We start from the raw sequence: 17,291 nt of genomic DNA on the forward strand, positions 1-17,291 counted from the left end.
AGAAAGCTTCATGCGCAACCATCGCCTCGCCGGACTTGCAACGCGCCGCAGCATTGCCGCATTGTTCTGCGCGCCCCTGCTGGCGCTCACGGGCTGTGGAGGCGGCGGCGGAGACGGGGCCACGACGCCCGTCGGTCCGCCGGCGCAAGGCTCGCTGGTGATCACCGCGGCCAACGCGAAGCCGGTGGCCGCCGACGCACTGGACAACGCGACCAACATCGATGCCGCCCGCACCAGCAGCAGCTTCGTGCTGAGCGCGCAGGTGGTGCCCGGCGCCGCGGCGCCCAGCCTCGCGCTGCGCGTCGCCCAGGCGGCCGTCACGCTGGCGAACAAGCGCGCCGGTGCCGCGCCGCTGGTGCTCTCCGCGGCGATCAACGAGACGCTGGCCTGCAGCCTCGGCGGTTCCGTGACAGTCAGCGGCAACGTGGCCAGCAGCAACGGCTTCGTCGCCGGCGATTCGGTGACGCTGAATGCTTCGGGCTGCCGGGAGACGATAGCCAACGTCGCGACCACCTTGTCCGGCGGCTTCACCCTGGCGATCACGGCCGGCGGCATCAGCTCCGGTGCGGCCTTCCCGCGCCACGTGGCGATGACCATCCAGGCCTCCGGCCTCACCGTGGCTGCCGGCGGCGAGACCAGCACGAGCAGCGGCGACATGAGCCTGGACGTGACGGAGAACAGCACCGATTCCACCAGCGTGGTGCTGACCGGCAGCTCGCTGGGCAACCAGGTCACGAGCGCGAGCGGCACCCGCTCGTTCACCATGCGCTCCTACCGGCACGTGCTCGCGATCGCGGGAAACACCACCAGCGCCACGGTGACCGCCGACTTCGAGACCAGCAACAGCCGGCTCGGCACCGCCCCCGTGACCTACCACGTGAGCACGCCTTCCGCGCTCGTCACCACCAATGCCGGCGACGTCTCGGCCGGCTCGCTGCGCGTGGACGGCAGCGCCTCGGCTCTCCTGGTCACGGTGACCGGGACCAACACCTTCCAGCTGCAGGTCGATACCAACGGCGACGGCAGCTTCGACGCGAGCAGCACCGCCACGCTGGCGGACCTGCGCGCCCAGCTCTGACGGGGGCCTGCCATGAAACCCGAATGGATCCTGATCGCCAACGCAAGCCGTGCCCGCCTGTTCCAGCAGCAGGACCAAGGCGCGCCCTATGCGCTGCTGCGCTCCTTCGAACATCCGGCCAGCCGGATGCACAGCAGCGAACTGGGCGATGACGAGCGCGGCCGCGCGGGGGCCGACCAGGCCTTCGGCGCCACCGCGTACGAGTCGCGCCTCGAGCCGCAGCGCAAGGAACACCTGCGCTTCGCCGGCGAGCTGGCGGACTGCCTGGAAGACGGCGCGCAGCACGGGCTGTGCCGCAGCGTGCGCCTGTTCGCGGCGAGCCCCTTCCTGGGCGAGCTGAAGGCGCAACTCGGGGAGGGCACGCAGCGGATCCTGGCGGGCGCGCACGACCTCGACCTCTCGGCGGTCGGCCCGGCGGAGATCGGGCGCCGCATCGACAAGGCGCTCAAGCAGCCGGAGTGAAGCGGCGCCGCCGCGGCCGGGCGCGTCACGCGTCCTGCGCGATGTGCACCGTCTCGCCCTGCGCCTGGGCGTACTGCAGTGCGTAGGCGAGTTCGCCGGGCGAATCGGCCTGCACCGTGAACAGCGGCTGGCCGCGCTCGACGAAGTCGCCGCAGCGCACGTGCAGGTCGATGCCGGCGCAGCGGTCCTGCGGCGCGCCGGCGAGCTTGGCGATGCGTGCCAGCCGCCGGTTGTCGATCGAGATCACGCAGCCGCTGCGCGCGGCGGCCACCGGCTGGCTGCAGGCGGGCCGCGGCAGCTCGCGCAGGCCGCCCTGCGCCTCGCAGATGTCCTGGAACTTGCGCCAGGCACGCCCGTCGGCGAGCACCTCGCCCGCGATGCGCATCCCACTGCCGGCGGCCGCGACGCCGCCGAATTCGAGCACTTCACCGGCGAGCAGCAGCGAGCGCTGCCGCAGGTCGGCGGGCGCCTCGGGCTGCCCGCGCAGCACCGCCAGCACGTCGCGCGCCTCCAGCGCGGGACCGATGCCGCGTCCGACCGGGGCGCTGCCATCCGTCTCCAGCACGCGCAGTTGCAGGCCCAGCGCCTGCGCGGTCTGCCGCAGCTGCTGCGCGAGCGACCGTGCCGCCTCCGGGCTGCGGATCTTGGCCGTGGGGCCCACGGGCATGTCGATCACGACGTGGGTGGCGCCTGCCGCGGCCTTCTTCGACAGGATGGAGGCGACCAGCTGCCCCTGGCTGTCCAGGTCGAGCGGGCGCTCCACGCGGATCAGGATGTCGTCGGCCGGGCTCAGGCGCACCGAGCCGCCCCACACGATGCAGCCGCCCGTGCGGTCCACGACGCGGCGGATCTCCGCCAGGTCCAGCGCCACCGGCGCCAGCGTCTCCATCGTGTCGGCGGTGCCCGCGGGCGAGGTGATCGCGCGCGACGAGGTCTTGGGCATGCGCAGGCCGCAGGCTGCCACGACCGGCACCACGATCATGCTGGTGCGGTTGCCGGGCAGCCCGCCCACGCAGTGCTTGTCCATCACGAGGCCTTCGCCCCAGGCTATGCGTTCGCCCGCGTCGAGCATGGCCTGGGTGAGCGCCACGGTCTCGCCCGCGTCCAGGCGGTCGCCGGCACAGGCCGTGACGAACGCCGCCAGCTGCATTTCCGAGTAGAGGCCTGCCGCCACGTCGGCGATCACGGAGCGCAGCGCGGGGGCCGTCAGCTTGCGGCCGTAGATCTTGGCGCGCACGTGCCCCATCGATTCGAGCGGCGCGGGGTGGCGCAGGCGCACCAGGGCGCCCTCGCTGCCGCCGAGGGCGCGCCAGGCGGCCTCGGACACGCCGGCTTCGCCGACGCCGACGAGGTCGCCGGCCACCACGTTGAGCGTCGCCACCACGGAACGGCCATCGAGGACGATCTCGACGCGCGACTGCGCCTCGAAGCCCTCGGAGCGGCACACGGGCTCGTTGCGGTGCAGGTAGAGCACCGGCTCCTGGTAGGTGTCGATGCCGACCCTGCGCAAGCGCAGTCGGCCGGGAACGTCGTCGGTCTCGGACATGGGGGGCCCCGACCCACTCTAGGAGGGCCGGGCCGGCGGACCTTGATGGCGGTCAAGGGAAGTCGGACCGGCCCCGCATGCGTTCGCGCACCGCGGCCAGCCACGCGGCGGCCCGGGCGCGGGCGCTCTCCTGGTCCGCCTCGAGTTGCAGCTCCAGGGCGTTGAACGCCAGCCGCAGGGCGGCCAGCGCATCGTGGCCGTGCGCGTCGCCGCTGAGCGTGCGGTTGCCGACGACCCGCACGCGCACCAGCGCGGCGAAGTGCCCGTCGTTCCCTGCCCGCTGCGGCGCCTCGATCCGCGCGAACCACTCCAGCACGCAGGGATGGATGGCCTCCATGCCGCGCATGCGGCGCCGGGCCGCCGCTTCGACGACATGGGAGTGCGGCATCGCGACGAACTCGATGCGGACCGGGTGGCTGGGCATGGCTCCTCTCTTCTCTCTCCTGCTCGGCTGGTGGGGAAGATGCAATGGGGCGAAGGGCCGCCGCATGACGCAGCGCAAACTCGCCCCCGCGCCGCGGCCATTCAGTTGCCTAAGCGAAGGCGGGGGAGGAATTGCTTAAGCAGGAGGCGCAAGGGACAGCGAACTTGCGCTGGCGCAAATCGCGTGCCGCCCCATGCGCCACAAAGAAGAGGAGGCCACGCGTCCCGCGGGGCCCCGGGAGAATGCCATGAGGACATGCGTCAGCGCCTTGCTGGCGGCCGCCATGCTGGCGGGCTGCGGCACGGCATCCGAGACCCCGAAGGAGCAGGCCGGCACGGTGATCGGTGCCGTGGTCGGCGGCATGCTGGGCCACCAGGTGGGGCGCGGCGGCGGCCGCGCCGCGGCCACCATCGTCGGCGCCATCGCGGGCGGGGTGGTGGGCCAAAGCATCGGCCGTTCGATGGACGAGACCGACCGCATGCGCACCGCGCAGGTGCTGGAGACCAGTCCCACCGGCGCGCCCACGCACTGGCGCAACCCCGATACCGGCGCCGACTACACGGTGGTGCCCACGCGGACGTATGCCTCCGCGCAAGGCCCCTGCCGCGAATACACGATGGACGCGGTGATCGGCGGGCACCCCGAGAAGGTCTACGGCACGGCCTGCCGCCAGTCGGACGGCAGCTGGCAGGCGCAGCGATGAAGAGGCGCCCGATGTCGATCCTTGCGGCCTGTCAAGGTCCGCCGGGCAAGTGCGAGCCATAGTCCGCCGCAGGATCCGAGGCGTTCGGGTCCGCAAAGTCCAACGAGCCCATGCAACCGGAGGTTACCATGAAACAACTGCTCCTCACCCTTGCCGCCACGATCCTGCTGGCTGGCGGCGCGTACGCGCAGACGCCCAGCGAAGACAAGGCGGCGCCGAGCGCTGCTGCCACCGCGACGGAAAAGGCCGCGGCCAAGGCCACCCGCAAGACGCAGGGCGCTGCGGTCGCCAAGAGCGCGCAGCCCGGCGACGACCGCCCCGCGACGGCCGCCAAGGTCGCCAGCAAGTCCGAGCGCAAGCTGGCCAAGGCCCATCGCAAGGCCGAAGGCGCCAAGGTTTCCAAGCAGCCGAAGGAAGTGACCGGCACGAACAACTGACGCGCCAGACGTCGGCCAGGAAAGCGGACCTGCGGGTCCGCTTTTTCGTGGGTCTTCACCGATGTCCGCAAGACCAAAGAGAAGGCGGCCGATGGCCGCCACCGCCAAGTCGAGGTTGGCGAGATGGGTTGTCTGCGACCGGCAAGCGCATGGGGGCCGTATCCCGTGGATGTCGCGCCGCCCGGGCCGGACCAGCCCGTGTCTGTGTCCGTCTCAGCGACTGTCCCCCGGCGCGGATGAGAACCGTTGCTCGTGCGGGCGCCGCGCCCGCGCCTCCTCCTTGATGTCGCTGAGCCGGACACAGACACGGACTGGTCCTGCAGCGTGTCGATCGCAACGGTGTGGCTTCGGTTGGCACAGTCGCCGACGCTCGAGGCGAGCTCACTGAGGAACGGTCACGTCCTGGTCCGGGTCGGAGGCAACCGGCGAACCGTGGCAGCCATCGGCCGCCTTCCCTTTGGTCTCCCCGGAATCGGCGAAGACCTTTTCATTCGGGGCGCGCGCACGCATGCGCGCGGCGGCGGCGACCTTGATGCGCAGCAAGGTGCGCCCGGCGGTGGCGCCTACCTTGAAGGCAGTCCCCATCGCAAGGAGATCGCCATGCGCAGGTTCCCCCACGAGAACATCGGCCCGGTGGACCAGTGGCTGCGGCTGTCCGTCGGCTTCGTGCTGCTGGTGCTGGCGGGCACCGGCATCATCGGCTCCTGGGGCTACATCGGCGTGCTCCCCATGCTGACGGCGATGGTGCGCTACTGCCCGCTGTACCACGTGTTCGGCGTGCACACCGGCCGCCCGCCGCGGCGGCACGGAAGCTAGGCGGGACCATGGCCCGCACCCGGTCCTGGGGGCGCCGGCTGGCCGTCATCGCGGCGCTGGTGCTGTCCGCCGCGGCGGCCGCCGCGGTGTCCTCCCCCGCGGACCTGGCCGAGGCCTTCGCCGAGGACGTGGACCGGCGGCTGCAGGTCCCGCCCCAGGAGGCTGACCGCTACGCCGCGCTCGCCGAGCGCGCGTTCGCGCAGGCGTACATCCGGCCCGAGGGCGCGCAGTACCTGGTGGTGGTGGACCGCGATCCCGAAGTCCAGGCCCTGCTGCTGTTCTGGCGCTCCGCCGAGGGGCAATACCGGCTGGTGGGTTCCGCGCCGGTGTCCACCGGCAACCCCGGCAGCTTCGACCACTTCGCGACGCCCGTGGGCGTGTTCGACCACGGACCGTGGACCCCGGACTTCCGCGCGGAGGGCACCTTCAATTCCAACGGCATCCGTGGCTTCGGCGTGAAGGGCATGCGGGTGTTCGACTTCGGCTGGCAGCGCGCGCCCAAGGGCTGGGGCGACGGCGCCGTGATGGAGATGCGGCTGCTGATGCACGCCACCGACCCGGATGCGCTGGAGCGGCGCCTGGGCAGCGCGCAGTCCAAGGGCTGCGTGCGGATCCCGGCCAGCCTCGATCGCCTGCTCGATCACTACGGCGTGCTCGATGCCGAGTACGAGCGCCTGGTGCGCGAAGGCCACGAGCTGTGGGTGCTCGACCCCGCGCGCCAGCCGGTGGCTGATGCGGGCCGCTACCTGGTGGTGGTGGACAGCGCGCGCGACGAACGCCCGCAGTGGAGCCCGCCGCCGGCGCCACTTCCCCGGAGGGCCCTGCGATGAGCGTCCGCAACCTCGAATCCCTGTTCGCGCCGCGATCGGTGGCGATCGTCGGCGTGTCGGCGCGCCCCGGCAACCTGGGCGCGATCGTGTTGCGCAACCTGCGGCAAGGCGGCTTCCGCGGCCCGCTGTGGCTGGTGGACCGGCAGGAGGGCGAAGTCGACGGGCTGCGCGTCCACGCCGGTGTCGCGGCGCTGCCCGAGGCTCCCGAGCTGGCCGTCGTGTGCACGCCCGCCGAAACGGTGCCCGGGCTGATCGAGGCACTGGCCGCGCGCGGCACCCGCGCCGCCATCGTGCTGTCGGCCGGACTGCGGCAGCCGGGGCCGGACGGCCGCCCGCTGCAACAGGCGATGCTCGATGCGGCGCGGCCCGCGCTGCTGCGCATCCTCGGCCCCAACTGCATCGGCGTGCTGGTGCCGCGCAGCCGGCTGAACGCCAGCTTCGCGCCGGGCCAGGCGCTGCCGGGCGCGATCGCGTTCGTCACGCAGTCCGGCGCGCTGGCCACCTCGATGCTGGACTGGTCGAATGCGCACGGCATCGGGTTCTCGCATTTCGTCTCGCTGGGCGACAGCGCCGACGTCGACTTCGGCGACGTGCTGGACTACCTGGCGAGCGATGGCGGCACGCGCGCGATCCTGATGTACATGGAATCGCTGAAGCACGCGCGCAAGTTCATGTCGGCCGCGCGGGCGGCGGCGCGCAACAAGCCGGTGATCGTGGTGAAGGCCGGCCGCGCGCCGGAAGGCGCCCGCGCGGCCGCATCGCACACCGGTGCGATGGCGGGCTCCGACGCGGTGTTCGATGCCGCGGTGCGGCGCGCGGGCATGCTGCGCGTGGGCACGCTGGAGGCCCTGTTCGATGCTGCGGCGACGCTGGCCCACCCGCCGATCTGGCAGGGCGAGCGGCTGGTGGTGCTCACCAACGGCGGCGGTGCCGGCGTGCTGGCGGCCGACGCGCTCGCGCTGGAAGGCGGGCAACTCGCGACGCTGGGCGATGCGACGCTGCAGGCGCTGGACGCCGCGCTCCCCGCGAACTGGTCGCACGGCAATCCGGTGGACATCGTCGGCGACGCGCCCGTGCAGCGCTACGTGGACGCGCTGCGCACGCTGCTGGCCGCACCCGAGGTGGACGGCATCCTCTTCATGCACGCGCCGACCGCGGTCGTGCCGGCCGCCGTCATCGCGCAGGCCTGCCTGCCGCTGCTGCAGGGTGCCGGCAAGGCGGTGCTCGCCTGCTGGCTGGGAGGCAACACGGTGGACGCGGCCCGGCGCCTGTTCGCCGACGCCGGCTTCCCGTGCCACGGCACGCCCGAACACACGGTCGCCGCCTGGATGCAGCTGGTGCATTACCGGCGCAACCAGCAGGCGCTGCTGCAACTGCCCGATGCCGATCCGGCGGAACTGGCGGTGGACCGCGCCAGCGCGGAGGCGCTGGTGCGGGAAACCCTGCGCCTGGGACGCGAATGGCTGGACGAGGCGGATGCCAAGGAGGTGCTGCAGGCCTACGGGATTCCCACCGTACCCACCCTGCGCGTGCGCGATGCGCAGGAGGCGCTGGATGCGGCCGAGGAACTGGGCTGGCCGGTTGCGCTCAAGGTGATTTCGCCGCAACTGCAGCACAAGTCCGACGTGGGCGGGGTCGCGCTGGGCATCGCCTCGGGCGACGAGCTGCGCAAGGCGATGATAGGCATGCGGCAGCGGCTCGCCGTGGCGGCGCCGCAGGCGCACGTGACCGGCTTCACCGTGCAGAAGATGCTGCACCGCGCGCGCAGCCGCGAACTGATCGCCGGCATCCAGGAGGATGCGGTGTTCGGCCCGGTGCTGCTGTTCGGGGAGGGCGGCACGGCGGTGGAACTGCACCACGACAGCACCCTCGAACTGCCGCCCCTGAACCTGAAGCTCGCGCAGGACATGGTGGCGCGCACGCGCGTCGGCCGCACCCTGGGGGGCTTCCGCGGCGACGCGGGGGTGAACCAGCCGGCCGTCTTCGATGCGCTGCTGCGGCTGTCGCGCCTGGCCTGCGACATCTCCTCGATCGCCGAGCTCGACGTGAATCCGCTGCTGGCCGACGGCGCAGGCGTGATGGCGCTCGATGCTCGCATCCGGGTGCGGCCGCCGGACGCGGATCCGTCGGCGCGGCTGGCGCTGCGCGCCTATCCGTCCGCGCTCGAGGAGCGCGTCGCCATCGACGGCAAGCCACTGTTCGTGCGGCCGATCCGCCCCGAGGACGGGCGGCGCCTGGCCGCGTTCTATGCGCGCGCGCGCCCGGCGGACCTGCGGCTGCGCTTCTTCCTGGCGTGGCGCGAAATGCCCCTCAGCGAGCTGGCCCGCTATTGCCAGATCGACTACGAGCGCGAGATGACCTTCATCGCGCTGGACGGCGACGGCATCGTCGGCGAGGTTCGCGCCGTGTGCGACCCCGACAACGTGCAGGCCGAATTCGCGGTGCAGGTGGACTCCGGCTGGCAGCGCCACGGCCTCGGCCGCGCGCTGCTGGAGAAGATGCTCGCGTGGCTGCGCGAACGCGGCACGCGCGAAGCCACCGGCGTGTGCCGGCGCGAGAACGCCGGCATGACGGCGCTGGCCCACGCGCTGCAGTTCGACGTCAGCGCGCTGGACGAGGAGACGGTGGCGATGCGCCTGCGGCTCACGGCAGGCTAGGTTCGAACTCCGCGCGCAGGGCGTCGATATCGACCAGGTGGATTTCGCGGCGGTGAACGGTGATGAAGCCGCGCCGCGCGAACGACGACAGCGAGCGGCTGACGGTTTCCAGCGTGGTCCCGAGGTAGCTGCCGATCTCCGCGCGCGTCATGCGCAGCAGGAACTGGCTGGGCGAGAAGCCCCGCTCGCGCAGCCGGTCCGACAGGCCGACGAGGAAGGCGGCGACGCGCTGCTCCGAATGGGTGGTGGCGATCAGTGCGAGCAGCCGGTGGTCGCGCACCAGCTCGGCGCCCGCCATGCGGATCACCTGCATGCGCAGGCCGCGCTGGTCGGCGCAGGCGTCGGTGAGTTGCGAATAGGGCAGCACGCAGACCTCGGCGTCCTCCAGCGCCGTCGCCGTGGTGGGATGCTTGCCCGTGACCGTGGCGTCGATGCCCATGAGGTCGCCGGGCAGGTGGAAGCCGGTGACCTGGTCGGCACCGTTGTTCAGCATCACGGTGGACTTGAAGATGCCGAAACGCACCGCGTACATGAAGAGGAAGCGCTCGGTCTCGCGGTAGACGGCCTGGCCCTTGCGCACGCGGCGCCGCCCGATGGTGATGCCCGAGAGGCAGCGCGTCTCGCGATCGCTCATGCCCGCCGGCAGGCACCGGCTGCGGGCGCTGCACTCCATGCATTGCGGTGCGCTGGCGGGCTGCCGCGGCGGCGGGCCCTGCGCGGGAAGCTGCTGCAGCGGTGCCCAGGCGGAGGGCACGCCGCCGCTGCCGGTGGTCGTTGTGGTGAAGTCCATGGTCCCGTCCCTTTTTGTATGACACGGCCATGCTGCGCCCGGACGGGGCGGCGCGGCTATGTACTTGTACCTAGCGCAGGCAGGTAGTTGCCGGGCTTTCGGCGCAGCGGCAAGCGTACGGACCTATAACCGACTGGAAGCGTAGGCGATCAGTTCGGCGCCCGTGCGCAGGCGCAGCTTGCGCTTGATGTTGGCCCGGTGGATGTCCACGGTGCGGATGCTCAGGTCCAGCACCCGCGCGATCTCCTTGGTGGTCCGGCCGGACTTCAGCAGCTGCAGGACCTCGATCTCGCGCGGCGTCAGCTCCATCTCGCCTTCGTGCGCGGGCTCCGTGGCGGCGGGCCGCACGCGCTGCAGGAAACGATTGAGCAGCTTGGCGTTCAGCCGCGGGCTGACCCAGGTGCCGCCGTGCAGCACCGCGAGCGCGGCGGGGATCGCCAGCGCGTGCGCGCTTTCCTTCATCAGGTAGCCGCGCGCGCCCAGCGCCAGCACCTGCTCGCCATACAGCAGTTCATCCTGCATCGACACCACCAGCGTCGCGCGCGGCTGCTGCGCGGCCACCACGGCGCGCACCGTGTCGAGCCCGTGCGAGTCGCCCGTTCCCATGTCCGTGATGACGAGCGCCGGCGCGTGGACACGGATCAGCTCCAGGCCCTCGTGCAGCGAGGGCGCGGAGCCCGCGAAGCGCAGTTCGGGGCATTGCCGGATCAGCGTTTCCAGCCCGAAGCGCACGATGTCGTGGTCGTCGATGACGACCACCGATGCCGGGTTCTGCGCGGAAACCTCGCTGGACATGGATTCCATGCTAGGTGGTCAAGTGCCCACTACGTTGATGCGCAACAAGTCCGCGCATCGCGCTCAGCGCCCCTGTGCCCGGCGGGAATGCCACGTCACGCGCACGCGGCAACCGCCCTCGGGGCCGGCGGCGGCCAGCTGCAGTTCGCCCCCGATCGCCCGCGCGCGGGCCTGCATGGAGCGCAGCCCCAGCCCGGGGTGGGCGCGCGGCAGGTGGTCGAAGTCGCAGCCGCTGCCGTCGTCGGTCACCGAAACGCGCCAGCGCTCGCGCCCTTCGCACAGCACGATGCGCAGCACGGTGGCGTTGCCGTGGCGGATCGCGTTGGCCGCCGCCTCCTGCACGATCCGGAACACGTGCGTGGCGATCTCGGCATCGAAGCCGGTGAAGGCGCCGCGGGCGCGCACCGTGCATTCGATGCCGCTGGTGTCCGACAGGTCGCTGGCGAACTGCTCCAGCGCGTGCAGCAGCCCGCCCGAATCGGTGCCGGCGGGCATCAGCCCGCGCGAGATGCCGCGCACCGCGTCGGCCGTTGTGGCGACCTGCTCCTGGGCCTTGTCCAGCACGGCTTTGGCGCGCGTGTCCGCCGCCAGGCCGCGCGCGGCGCCCACCAGCAGCGAGACGCCCGCGAGCGACGCCCCCACCGAGTCGTGCAGGTCGCGCGCGATGCGCGCCTGCCGCGCCTCGACCGCCGCGATCAGCTCGCGCTGGAAGCCCTGCGTCACGCGGTGCAGTTCCTCGTGCGCCTCGACCAGCGCCTGCCGGTCGTGCAGCCGGGCCGTGATGTCGCGCAGGATCACGGTATAGAAGGTGCCGCCCTCGTCCAGCCGCGACATCGAGCACTCCACCGGGAACAGCTCGCCGCTGGCGCGCCGGGCCTCGCCGGTGGCGCAGGCGCCCGCCTGGCGGGCGCCGGTCTGGATGCCGCAGTTCGCCCAACAGTCGCCGGGGATGAGGAGGGTGAGGCCTTCGCCGATGACCGTCTCGGGCGGGTAGCCGAACATGCGCTGGGCGGCGCCGTTGAACAGCACGATGCGCTGCTCGCCGTCGGCGACGATGATCGCGTCCTGCGCCGTCTCCAGGATCGCGCGCAGCCGCTGTTCGCTGCGCCGCACCAGCGCGGCGGCATGCTCGCGGTCCGCCAGCAGCCGCGCGACGCGTTCCAGCAGCACCTCCTCCGAGAACGGCTTCTGCAGGAAGTCCTGCGCGCCCTTGCGCAGCACGCGCGCCTGCAGGGCGTCGTCGGCGCGCGCGGTGAGCATCAGCACCGGAACGTCGCGCAGGGTCGGCTCGCGCCGCAGGCATTCCAGCAGCGCCTCGCCATCCAGCAGCGGCATCATCATGTCGGCCACGACCAGGTCCGGCGCCGGGGCGCGCAGCGCCACCTCGAGCCCCTCCTGCCCGTCGCGGGCCGTTTCGACGCGGTAGCGCCGCGCCAGCGCGCCGGCGATGAAGGCGTTCATGTCCGGGTGGTCTTCGACGACGAGGACGCGGGGCCGGTCCGCGCCCACGCCGGGCCGCGGCGGCGCGGACGACGCGCCCCGCGGTTCGGGCACGAGCGCCGCGTGCGGCAGGGCGGACTCCGGGGCGTCCAGCACCGTCGCGCCCGGGGGCGCCCGCAGCGGCAGGCGTACGCGGAACAGCGCGCCGCCGCCCGGGGCATCTTCCAGCGCGACCGAGCCGCCGTGCAGCTGCGCGAACTCGCGCACGATCGCCAGGCCGAGGCCGGTGCCGCCGGGACTGCGCCCCGCCGGTTCGCTGCCCTGGCGGAAGCGCTCGAAGACCGCCTGGCGCTGGTGCGGGGGCACGCCCGGCCCCGTGTCCTGCACCGAGATCCACGCCTGGCCGTCCCGCGCGGCCAGGGCCACGCGCACGCGTCCGGGCGGGGGGGTGAACTTGAAGGCGTTGGACAGCAGGTTGAAGAGGATCCGCTCCGCCTTCGGTGCGTCGACCTGGGCCGGCAGCTCGGGGGGCGTGTCGACCTCGAGCGCCACGCCCGTGTCGCGCCCGGCCGATTCGAAGCAGGCGCAGACCATGCGCACCAGCTGCGCCAGGTCCACGCGCGCGTACTCCAGGCGGGCGCTGCCGGCCTCCAGCCGGGCCATGTCCAGCAGGTCGTTCACGCGCCGCAGCAGGGCCTGCGCGCTGCGCTCGATCACCTCCAGCTCGTGGTGTTCCTCGCCGCTGGAGGGGCAGGCCTTCAGCAGCCGCTGCACGGGGCCCAGGATCAGCGCGAGGGGCGTGCGCAATTCGTGGCTGACGTTGGCGAAGAGGCGCGTGCGCGCCGCGTCGGTGTCGCGCAGCTGCTCGACCAGCCGCTCCTCGCTGCGGTAGCGGCGATGCACCAGGGCCGTCATGGCGAGCAGCGCGAGGGCGGCCGAACCGCACACCGCCCCGTAGAGCGCGAGCTGGTGGTACCAGCCGGCCATCACCGCGTCGAGGCTGACCGCGTAGGCGATGGAGACCGGGTAGCCGGCCAGCCGGCGGAAGCCGACGATGCGCTGCCGCCCGTCGATGGCGGAGCCCATCTGCCGGATGCCTTCGGACCCCTGCAGCACGGCCTGCATGTACTCGGGGCCCGCGGTCAGCGGCGCGGTCGGCGCGGGCAGGCCCGGATAGCGCACCAGGATCACGCCGTCGTCGCGCACGAGGGCGGCGCTGGGCGCGAGCTGCGGCGACAGCGCCAGCCAGTGGCGGGTGAAGTAGCCGGCGTACATCGCGGACGTGACGACGCCGAGGAAGGCCCCGTCCGCATCCTGCAGGCGGCGCGTGAGCACGAACTGCGGCTCGCGATCGGTGCGCCCGACCATGGGCCCCGAGACGAAGTAGGCGTTACCGGGATGCGTGCGCTGGTGCACGAAGTAGTCGCGGTCCGGCACCAGGGGGCCGCGCGGCGGCGGCACGGGGCGGCTGGTCGCGACCCCCGTACCGTCGGGCGCGAACACCCACAGCGACTGGATGGACGGGGAGCTCTGCTCCACCTGCGCCAGGAAGTCGTGCAGGCGGGCGGGATAGTGCGGCGCCGAGCGGTCCGGGCTGGCCGCCACGTACTGCGCCGTGCGATCGAGGGCGCCGGCATTGATCTCGAAGACCTTCAGCGCGTGCTCGTGCAGGATGCCGGTGGTCTGTTCCACCCGGCTGCGGGCGTCCGCGAACGCTTCTTCATGGCTTTGCCAGGCCATGAACCCGAACAGGCCGGCGGGGACGGCCAGCGAGGCCGTGAAGAGCAGCAGGGTGACGGGCAGCATCGGAAGACCGGTGTCCCCGAGCCTACGGGGACCTGCGCCTCACGCCTTGACCCGCCTCAAGCTGCGCCCCGAACGCCGCTGGCGCCGCGGCGAAAACGGCATTCGTCGCCGGGGGCGGGTCTTGCGCGCCATCAAGTTGCGGCCCGCCGCAGCGCCAAGAATGGACGCAGGGCACTTCAAGGAGCGAACATGCAAACCCGCAAGACGGCGCCGGTGGCGGCGCAAAGCGCGATGTACGATCCCCTGGCGATGTGGTCCACGGTGCTGGACCTGCCGCGGCAGCAATCCGTGGCGGCCACGCACGCGGCCTGCGCCCTCTTCAGCGGCTTCGAGGCCATGCGCAAGATCCAGGAGAAGGCGGCGCACGACGCCCTGAAGCACTACAACGAGGCGGCACAGCGGCTCGAAAAGCAGTGCGCGCCGCTCGACGTGCTGACGGTGCAGATGAACCTGGCGCGCTTCGACGCCGAGGCGGCGGCGGCCTACTGGCAGCAGCTCGCCGAGACCGTGCTGCAGACCCAGGCCCGGGTGGCGGCCTGCGCGGGCGAACTGGTCGACAGCGACAAGGTGCTGGAGGCGTGCGCGATGTTCGAGCAGCACTGAGCCTGGCGGCCCCGCAGCGCCGGCGCTGCGCGCTCAGTCCATGTGCTGGCCGCCGCACACCGAGAGCGTCGCCCCGGTGATGAAGCCGGCCTCGTCCGCCACCAGGAACAGCACCGCGCGCGCGATTTCCTCCGGCTGCCCCAGCCGGCCGACGGGGATGCGGGCGATGATGCCGTCCAGGATGTTCTGCGGCACCGCCGCCACCATGTCGGTGGCCGTGTAGCCGGGCGCCACGGCATTGACCGTGATGCCCTTGGCGGCTTCCTCGCGCGCGATCGCCTTGGTGAGGCCCAGCATGCCCGCCTTCGCCGCCGCGTAGTTCGCCTGCCCCAGCTGGCCTTCCTGACCGTTGACCGAACTGATGTTCACGATGCGGCCGAAGCCGCGCTCGCGCATCCCCGCAATCACGACGCGGCACATGTTGAAGCAGCCGCCCAGGTCGACGTCGATCACCGACTGCCAGGCGTCGTGCGTCATCTTGTGCAGCATGCCGTCGTGGGTGATGCCGGCGTTGTTCACCAGCACCTCCACCGGGCCGTGCTCCGCGACGATCCGCTCCACGGCGCGCTCGCACGCGGCCAGGTCGGAGACGTCCCAGGCATACGCGGGAATCCCGGTCGCCTCGCGGAAGCGCTGCGCGCTGGTTTCGTTGCCCGCGTAGCTCACGACCACGCGCAAGCCGGAGTCCTTCAGCAGGCGGGCGGTGGCGGCACCGATTCCGCGGGTGCCGCCGGTGACGAGGGCGAGGCGCGACATGGGCATTCCTCCAGGGGCTTTCGGGCCCGAGTGCAAATCTAGGCGCCGCCACCCGGGCGCTGTTGACGCGCATCAAGCAGGCGCCGCGGCCGGCGCGGCACGGCCGCGCTGCGGCGGCCCCCGCGCGCCGGCGAAAGCTGCCAAGCTTCGCATCCTTCCCTCAGCCCCACGCAAGGACCGCCATGAAGACCCGCGCCGCCGTCGCCTGGCAGGCTGGACAGCCGCTCACCGTCGAGGAACTGGATCTCGACGGCCCCCGCGCCGGCGAGGTGCTGGTGGAGGTGAAGGCCACCGGCATCTGCCACACCGACTACTACACGCTGTCCGGGGCGGACCCGGAGGGGTTGTTCCCCGCCGTGCTCGGCCACGAAGGCGCGGGCATCGTGCAGGAGGTGGGCGCGGGGGTGACCTCGCTGCGGCCCGGCGACCACGTGATCCCGCTCTACACGCCGGAATGCCGCCAGTGCAAGTTCTGCCTCTCGCGCAAGACCAACCTGTGCCAGCTCATTCGCGGCACGCAGGGCCAGGGCCTGATGCCGGACGGCACGACGCGCTTCTCGCTGGCCGGCAAGCCGATCCTGCATTACATGGGCACGTCGACCTTCAGCAACTACATCGTCGCGCCCGAGATCGCGCTGGCGAAGATCCGCAGCGACGCGCCCTTCGACAAGGTCTGCTACATCGGCTGCGGCGTGACGACGGGCATCGGCGCCGTGATCTTCACGGCGAAGGTGGAGCCGGGCGCGAACGTGGTGGTGTTCGGCCTCGGCGGCATCGGGCTGAACGTGATCCAGGGCGCGCGCATGGTCGGCGCCGGCAGGATCATCGGCGTCGACCTCAATCCGGCGCGCGAGGCGATGGCGCGCAGGTTCGGCATGACGCACTTCGTGAACCCGAAGGAACACGCCAGCGTGGTCGATGCGATCGTGCAGCTCACCGACGGCGGCGCCGACTACAGCTTCGAGTGCATCGGCAACACGACGACGATGCGCCAGGCGCTGGAGTGCTGCCACAAGGGCTGGGGGCAGAGCGTCATCATCGGCGTGGCGGAGGCCGGCCAGGAGATCAGCACGCGGCCGTTCCAGCTCGTCACCGGCCGCGTGTGGAAGGGCTCCGCCTTCGGCGGCGCGCGCGGCCGCACCGACGTGCCGCGCATCGTCGACTGGTACATGGAAGGCAGGATCAACATCGACGACCTGATCACGCACACGCTGGCGCTCGAGGACATCAACAAGGGCTTCGAGCTGATGAAGTCGGGCGAGTCGATCCGCTCGGTGGTGGTGTACTGAGATGGAAGGCCTCACCACGCTGGAGGAGCACCGGTGCTTCGACGGCCTCCAGGGCTTCTACGAACACGCCTCGCGCGAGGTCGGGCTGCCCATGCGCTTCGGCGTGTACGTGCCGCCGCAGGCCGCGCAGGGCCCGCGCCCGGTGCTGTACTGCCTCGCGGGCCTGACCTGCAACGAGCAGACCTTCGCCATCAAGGCCGGCGCGCAGCAGCACGCGGCGCGGCACGGCCTCGTGCTCGTCACGCCCGACACGAGTCCGCGCAACACCGGCATCGCCGCGGCCGACGCCGACTGGGACTTCGGCACCGGTGCGGGCTTCTACCTCGATGCGACGCGCGAGCCCTACGCCCGCCACTGGCGCATGGAGAGCTGGCTGATGGGCGAACTGCCGCAACTGCTGCAGTCGCAGTTCCCGCTGCGCCAGGACCGCGCGGGCATCCTGGGCCACTCGATGGGGGGCCACGGCGCGCTGACGCTGGCGCTGCGCCATCCGGGGCGCTTCGCGAGCGTTTCCGCCTTCGCGCCGATCTGCGCGCCGGGCGAGGTGCCGTGGGGCCGCAAGGCCTTCGCCGGCTACCTGGGCGAGGACACCGCTGCGTGGGCACGGCACGATGCGGTGCGGCTGCTGGAGGGCGGCGCGCGCGCGCCGGCGCTGCTGGTGGACCAGGGCCTGGAAGACCAGTTCCTCGCCACGCAGCTGCGGCCGCAGCGGCTCGAAGAGGCGTGCGCTGGCACGGGGCAGCCGCTCGAGCTGCGCCGGCACGCGGGCTACGACCACGGCTACTTCTTCATCGCGAGCTTCATCGCCGACCATGTCGAGCATCACGCGCGGACACTGTGCGCCTGACGGGCGCTCCTT

17 protein-coding genes are annotated in these 17,291 nt (G+C 72.2%); 10 read left to right on the forward strand and 7 right to left on the reverse strand.

The window, feature by feature from the left end; translation table 11 throughout:
* Positions 1 to 10: 10 nt before the first annotated feature.
* Both WG923_RS15915 and WG923_RS15920 read left to right on the forward strand, forming a co-directional pair.
* A complete protein-coding gene (locus WG923_RS15915; protein ID WP_340351950.1) occupies positions 11 to 1,078 on the forward strand; it encodes a hypothetical protein in 1,068 nt (355 codons plus the stop codon).
* Positions 1,079 to 1,090: 12 nt separating this feature from the next.
* The gene (locus WG923_RS15920; protein WP_340351951.1) at positions 1,091 to 1,540 is read left to right on the forward strand and encodes a host attachment protein; all 450 of its coding nucleotides are present in this window, start codon (positions 1,091 to 1,093) and stop codon (positions 1,538 to 1,540) included.
* Between the two features lie 25 nt (positions 1,541 to 1,565).
* On the opposite strand, the gene WG923_RS15925 is transcribed toward WG923_RS15920, so the two are convergent.
* Positions 1,566 to 3,086, reverse strand: coding sequence for a thymidine phosphorylase family protein (locus WG923_RS15925; RefSeq protein WP_340351952.1), 1,521 nt, complete (start codon positions 3,084 to 3,086; stop codon positions 1,566 to 1,568).
* Between the two features lie 52 nt (positions 3,087 to 3,138).
* The gene (locus WG923_RS15930; protein WP_340351953.1) at positions 3,139 to 3,510 is read right to left on the reverse strand and encodes a hypothetical protein; all 372 of its coding nucleotides are present in this window, start codon (positions 3,508 to 3,510) and stop codon (positions 3,139 to 3,141) included.
* A 247-nt stretch (positions 3,511 to 3,757) separates the two neighbouring features.
* Here WG923_RS15930 and WG923_RS15935 point away from each other — a divergent pair, with 247 nt between their 5' ends.
* Positions 3,758 to 4,213 (forward strand): RT0821/Lpp0805 family surface protein, encoded by a 456-nt coding sequence (locus tag WG923_RS15935; RefSeq protein WP_340351954.1) that lies wholly within the window; start codon positions 3,758 to 3,760, stop codon positions 4,211 to 4,213.
* A 128-nt stretch (positions 4,214 to 4,341) separates the two neighbouring features.
* The gene (locus WG923_RS15940; RefSeq protein WP_340351955.1) at positions 4,342 to 4,650 is read left to right on the forward strand and encodes a hypothetical protein; all 309 of its coding nucleotides are present in this window, start codon (positions 4,342 to 4,344) and stop codon (positions 4,648 to 4,650) included.
* 381 nt (positions 4,651 to 5,031) lie between these two features.
* Here WG923_RS15940 and WG923_RS15945 read toward each other — a convergent pair whose 3' ends face one another.
* Positions 5,032 to 5,235 (reverse strand): hypothetical protein, encoded by a 204-nt coding sequence (locus tag WG923_RS15945; RefSeq protein WP_340351956.1) that lies wholly within the window; start codon positions 5,233 to 5,235, stop codon positions 5,032 to 5,034.
* Between the two features lie 15 nt (positions 5,236 to 5,250).
* Here WG923_RS15945 and WG923_RS15950 point away from each other — a divergent pair, with 15 nt between their 5' ends.
* From WG923_RS15950 to WG923_RS15960, 3 genes are read left to right on the forward strand one after another with little or no spacing between them, the layout of a single operon-like run.
* Entirely contained in the window at positions 5,251 to 5,466 is a 216-nt protein-coding gene (locus WG923_RS15950; protein ID WP_340351957.1) for a YgaP family membrane protein, read from the forward strand.
* An 8-nt stretch (positions 5,467 to 5,474) separates the two neighbouring features.
* Positions 5,475 to 6,296: a L,D-transpeptidase gene (locus WG923_RS15955; RefSeq protein ID WP_340351958.1), complete on the forward strand. Its 822-nt coding sequence runs from the start codon at positions 5,475 to 5,477 to the stop codon at positions 6,294 to 6,296.
* Positions 6,293 to 8,953 (forward strand): bifunctional acetate--CoA ligase family protein/GNAT family N-acetyltransferase, encoded by a 2,661-nt coding sequence (locus WG923_RS15960; protein ID WP_340351959.1) that lies wholly within the window; start codon positions 6,293 to 6,295, stop codon positions 8,951 to 8,953. Before WG923_RS15955 ends, WG923_RS15960 begins: the two co-directional genes overlap by 4 nt.
* On the opposite strand, the gene WG923_RS15965 is transcribed toward WG923_RS15960, so the two are convergent.
* The 3 genes from WG923_RS15965 to WG923_RS15975 all read right to left on the reverse strand — a co-directional run bounded on the left by WG923_RS15965 (position 8,940) and on the right by WG923_RS15975 (position 13,784).
* Positions 8,940 to 9,743 carry a helix-turn-helix domain-containing protein gene (locus tag WG923_RS15965; RefSeq protein ID WP_340351960.1) on the reverse strand — a complete coding sequence of 268 codons (804 nt, stop codon included), beginning with the start codon at positions 9,741 to 9,743 and terminating at the stop codon, positions 8,940 to 8,942. The two genes, WG923_RS15960 and WG923_RS15965, sit on opposite strands and share 14 nt — an antisense overlap.
* Before the next feature lie 123 nt (positions 9,744 to 9,866).
* Entirely contained in the window at positions 9,867 to 10,538 is a 672-nt protein-coding gene (locus WG923_RS15970) for a response regulator transcription factor (RefSeq protein WP_340351961.1), read from the reverse strand.
* A gap of 63 nt (positions 10,539 to 10,601) precedes the next feature.
* On the reverse strand, positions 10,602 to 13,784 hold the full coding sequence (locus tag WG923_RS15975) for an ATP-binding protein (RefSeq protein WP_340351962.1): 3,183 nt from the start codon (positions 13,782 to 13,784) through the stop codon (positions 10,602 to 10,604).
* A 189-nt stretch (positions 13,785 to 13,973) separates the two neighbouring features.
* Between WG923_RS15975 and WG923_RS15980 the strand changes: the two genes are divergently transcribed.
* Positions 13,974 to 14,387, forward strand: coding sequence for a phasin family protein (locus WG923_RS15980; RefSeq protein ID WP_340351963.1), 414 nt, complete (start codon positions 13,974 to 13,976; stop codon positions 14,385 to 14,387).
* Positions 14,388 to 14,420: 33 nt separating this feature from the next.
* Here WG923_RS15980 and phbB read toward each other — a convergent pair whose 3' ends face one another.
* Entirely contained in the window at positions 14,421 to 15,143 is a 723-nt protein-coding gene (gene phbB, locus WG923_RS15985; RefSeq protein ID WP_340351964.1) for an acetoacetyl-CoA reductase, read from the reverse strand.
* Positions 15,144 to 15,325: 182 nt separating this feature from the next.
* On the opposite strand from phbB, the gene WG923_RS15990 reads away from it, so the two are divergent.
* Together WG923_RS15990 and fghA are read left to right on the forward strand one after the other, a co-directional pair.
* Positions 15,326 to 16,432, forward strand: a complete 1,107-nt coding sequence (locus tag WG923_RS15990; protein ID WP_340351965.1) for an S-(hydroxymethyl)glutathione dehydrogenase/class III alcohol dehydrogenase — start codon at positions 15,326 to 15,328, stop codon at positions 16,430 to 16,432.
* Position 16,433: 1 nt separating this feature from the next.
* Positions 16,434 to 17,279: an S-formylglutathione hydrolase gene (fghA, locus tag WG923_RS15995; protein WP_340351966.1), complete on the forward strand. Its 846-nt coding sequence runs from the start codon at positions 16,434 to 16,436 to the stop codon at positions 17,277 to 17,279.
* Positions 17,280 to 17,291: the final 12 nt, after the last annotated feature.

It is taken from the genome of Ramlibacter sp. AN1133 (genome assembly GCF_037890035.1).
Taxonomy (GTDB): domain Bacteria; phylum Pseudomonadota; class Gammaproteobacteria; order Burkholderiales; family Burkholderiaceae_C; genus Ramlibacter.

Excerpts from the sequence above, each read along its gene's own strand:
- WG923_RS15925 (WP_340351952.1), bottom strand. The coding sequence starts at position 3,086 with ATGTCCGAGACCGACGACGTTCCCGGCCGACTGCGCTTGCGCAGGGTC.
- WG923_RS15940 (WP_340351955.1), top strand. The coding sequence starts at position 4,342 with ATGAAACAACTGCTCCTCACCCTTGCCGCCACGATCCTGCTGGCTGGC.
- WG923_RS15980 (WP_340351963.1), top strand. The coding sequence starts at position 13,974 with ATGCAAACCCGCAAGACGGCGCCGGTGGCGGCGCAAAGCGCGATGTAC.
- WG923_RS15965 (WP_340351960.1), bottom strand. The coding sequence starts at position 9,743 with ATGGACTTCACCACAACGACCACCGGCAGCGGCGGCGTGCCCTCCGCC.
- WG923_RS15960 (WP_340351959.1), top strand. The coding sequence starts at position 6,293 with ATGAGCGTCCGCAACCTCGAATCCCTGTTCGCGCCGCGATCGGTGGCG.
- WG923_RS15955 (WP_340351958.1), top strand. The coding sequence starts at position 5,475 with ATGGCCCGCACCCGGTCCTGGGGGCGCCGGCTGGCCGTCATCGCGGCG.
- WG923_RS15975 (WP_340351962.1), bottom strand. The coding sequence starts at position 13,784 with ATGCTGCCCGTCACCCTGCTGCTCTTCACGGCCTCGCTGGCCGTCCCC.
- WG923_RS15970 (WP_340351961.1), bottom strand. The coding sequence starts at position 10,538 with ATGTCCAGCGAGGTTTCCGCGCAGAACCCGGCATCGGTGGTCGTCATC.
- phbB (WP_340351964.1), bottom strand. The coding sequence starts at position 15,143 with ATGTCGCGCCTCGCCCTCGTCACCGGCGGCACCCGCGGAATCGGTGCC.
- WG923_RS15920 (WP_340351951.1), top strand. The coding sequence starts at position 1,091 with ATGAAACCCGAATGGATCCTGATCGCCAACGCAAGCCGTGCCCGCCTG.
- WG923_RS15915 (WP_340351950.1), top strand. The coding sequence starts at position 11 with ATGCGCAACCATCGCCTCGCCGGACTTGCAACGCGCCGCAGCATTGCC.
- WG923_RS15945 (WP_340351956.1), bottom strand. The coding sequence starts at position 5,235 with ATGGGGACTGCCTTCAAGGTAGGCGCCACCGCCGGGCGCACCTTGCTG.
- WG923_RS15950 (WP_340351957.1), top strand. The coding sequence starts at position 5,251 with ATGCGCAGGTTCCCCCACGAGAACATCGGCCCGGTGGACCAGTGGCTG.
- WG923_RS15930 (WP_340351953.1), bottom strand. The coding sequence starts at position 3,510 with ATGCCCAGCCACCCGGTCCGCATCGAGTTCGTCGCGATGCCGCACTCC.
- fghA (WP_340351966.1), top strand. The coding sequence starts at position 16,434 with ATGGAAGGCCTCACCACGCTGGAGGAGCACCGGTGCTTCGACGGCCTC.
- WG923_RS15935 (WP_340351954.1), top strand. The coding sequence starts at position 3,758 with ATGAGGACATGCGTCAGCGCCTTGCTGGCGGCCGCCATGCTGGCGGGC.
- WG923_RS15990 (WP_340351965.1), top strand. The coding sequence starts at position 15,326 with ATGAAGACCCGCGCCGCCGTCGCCTGGCAGGCTGGACAGCCGCTCACC.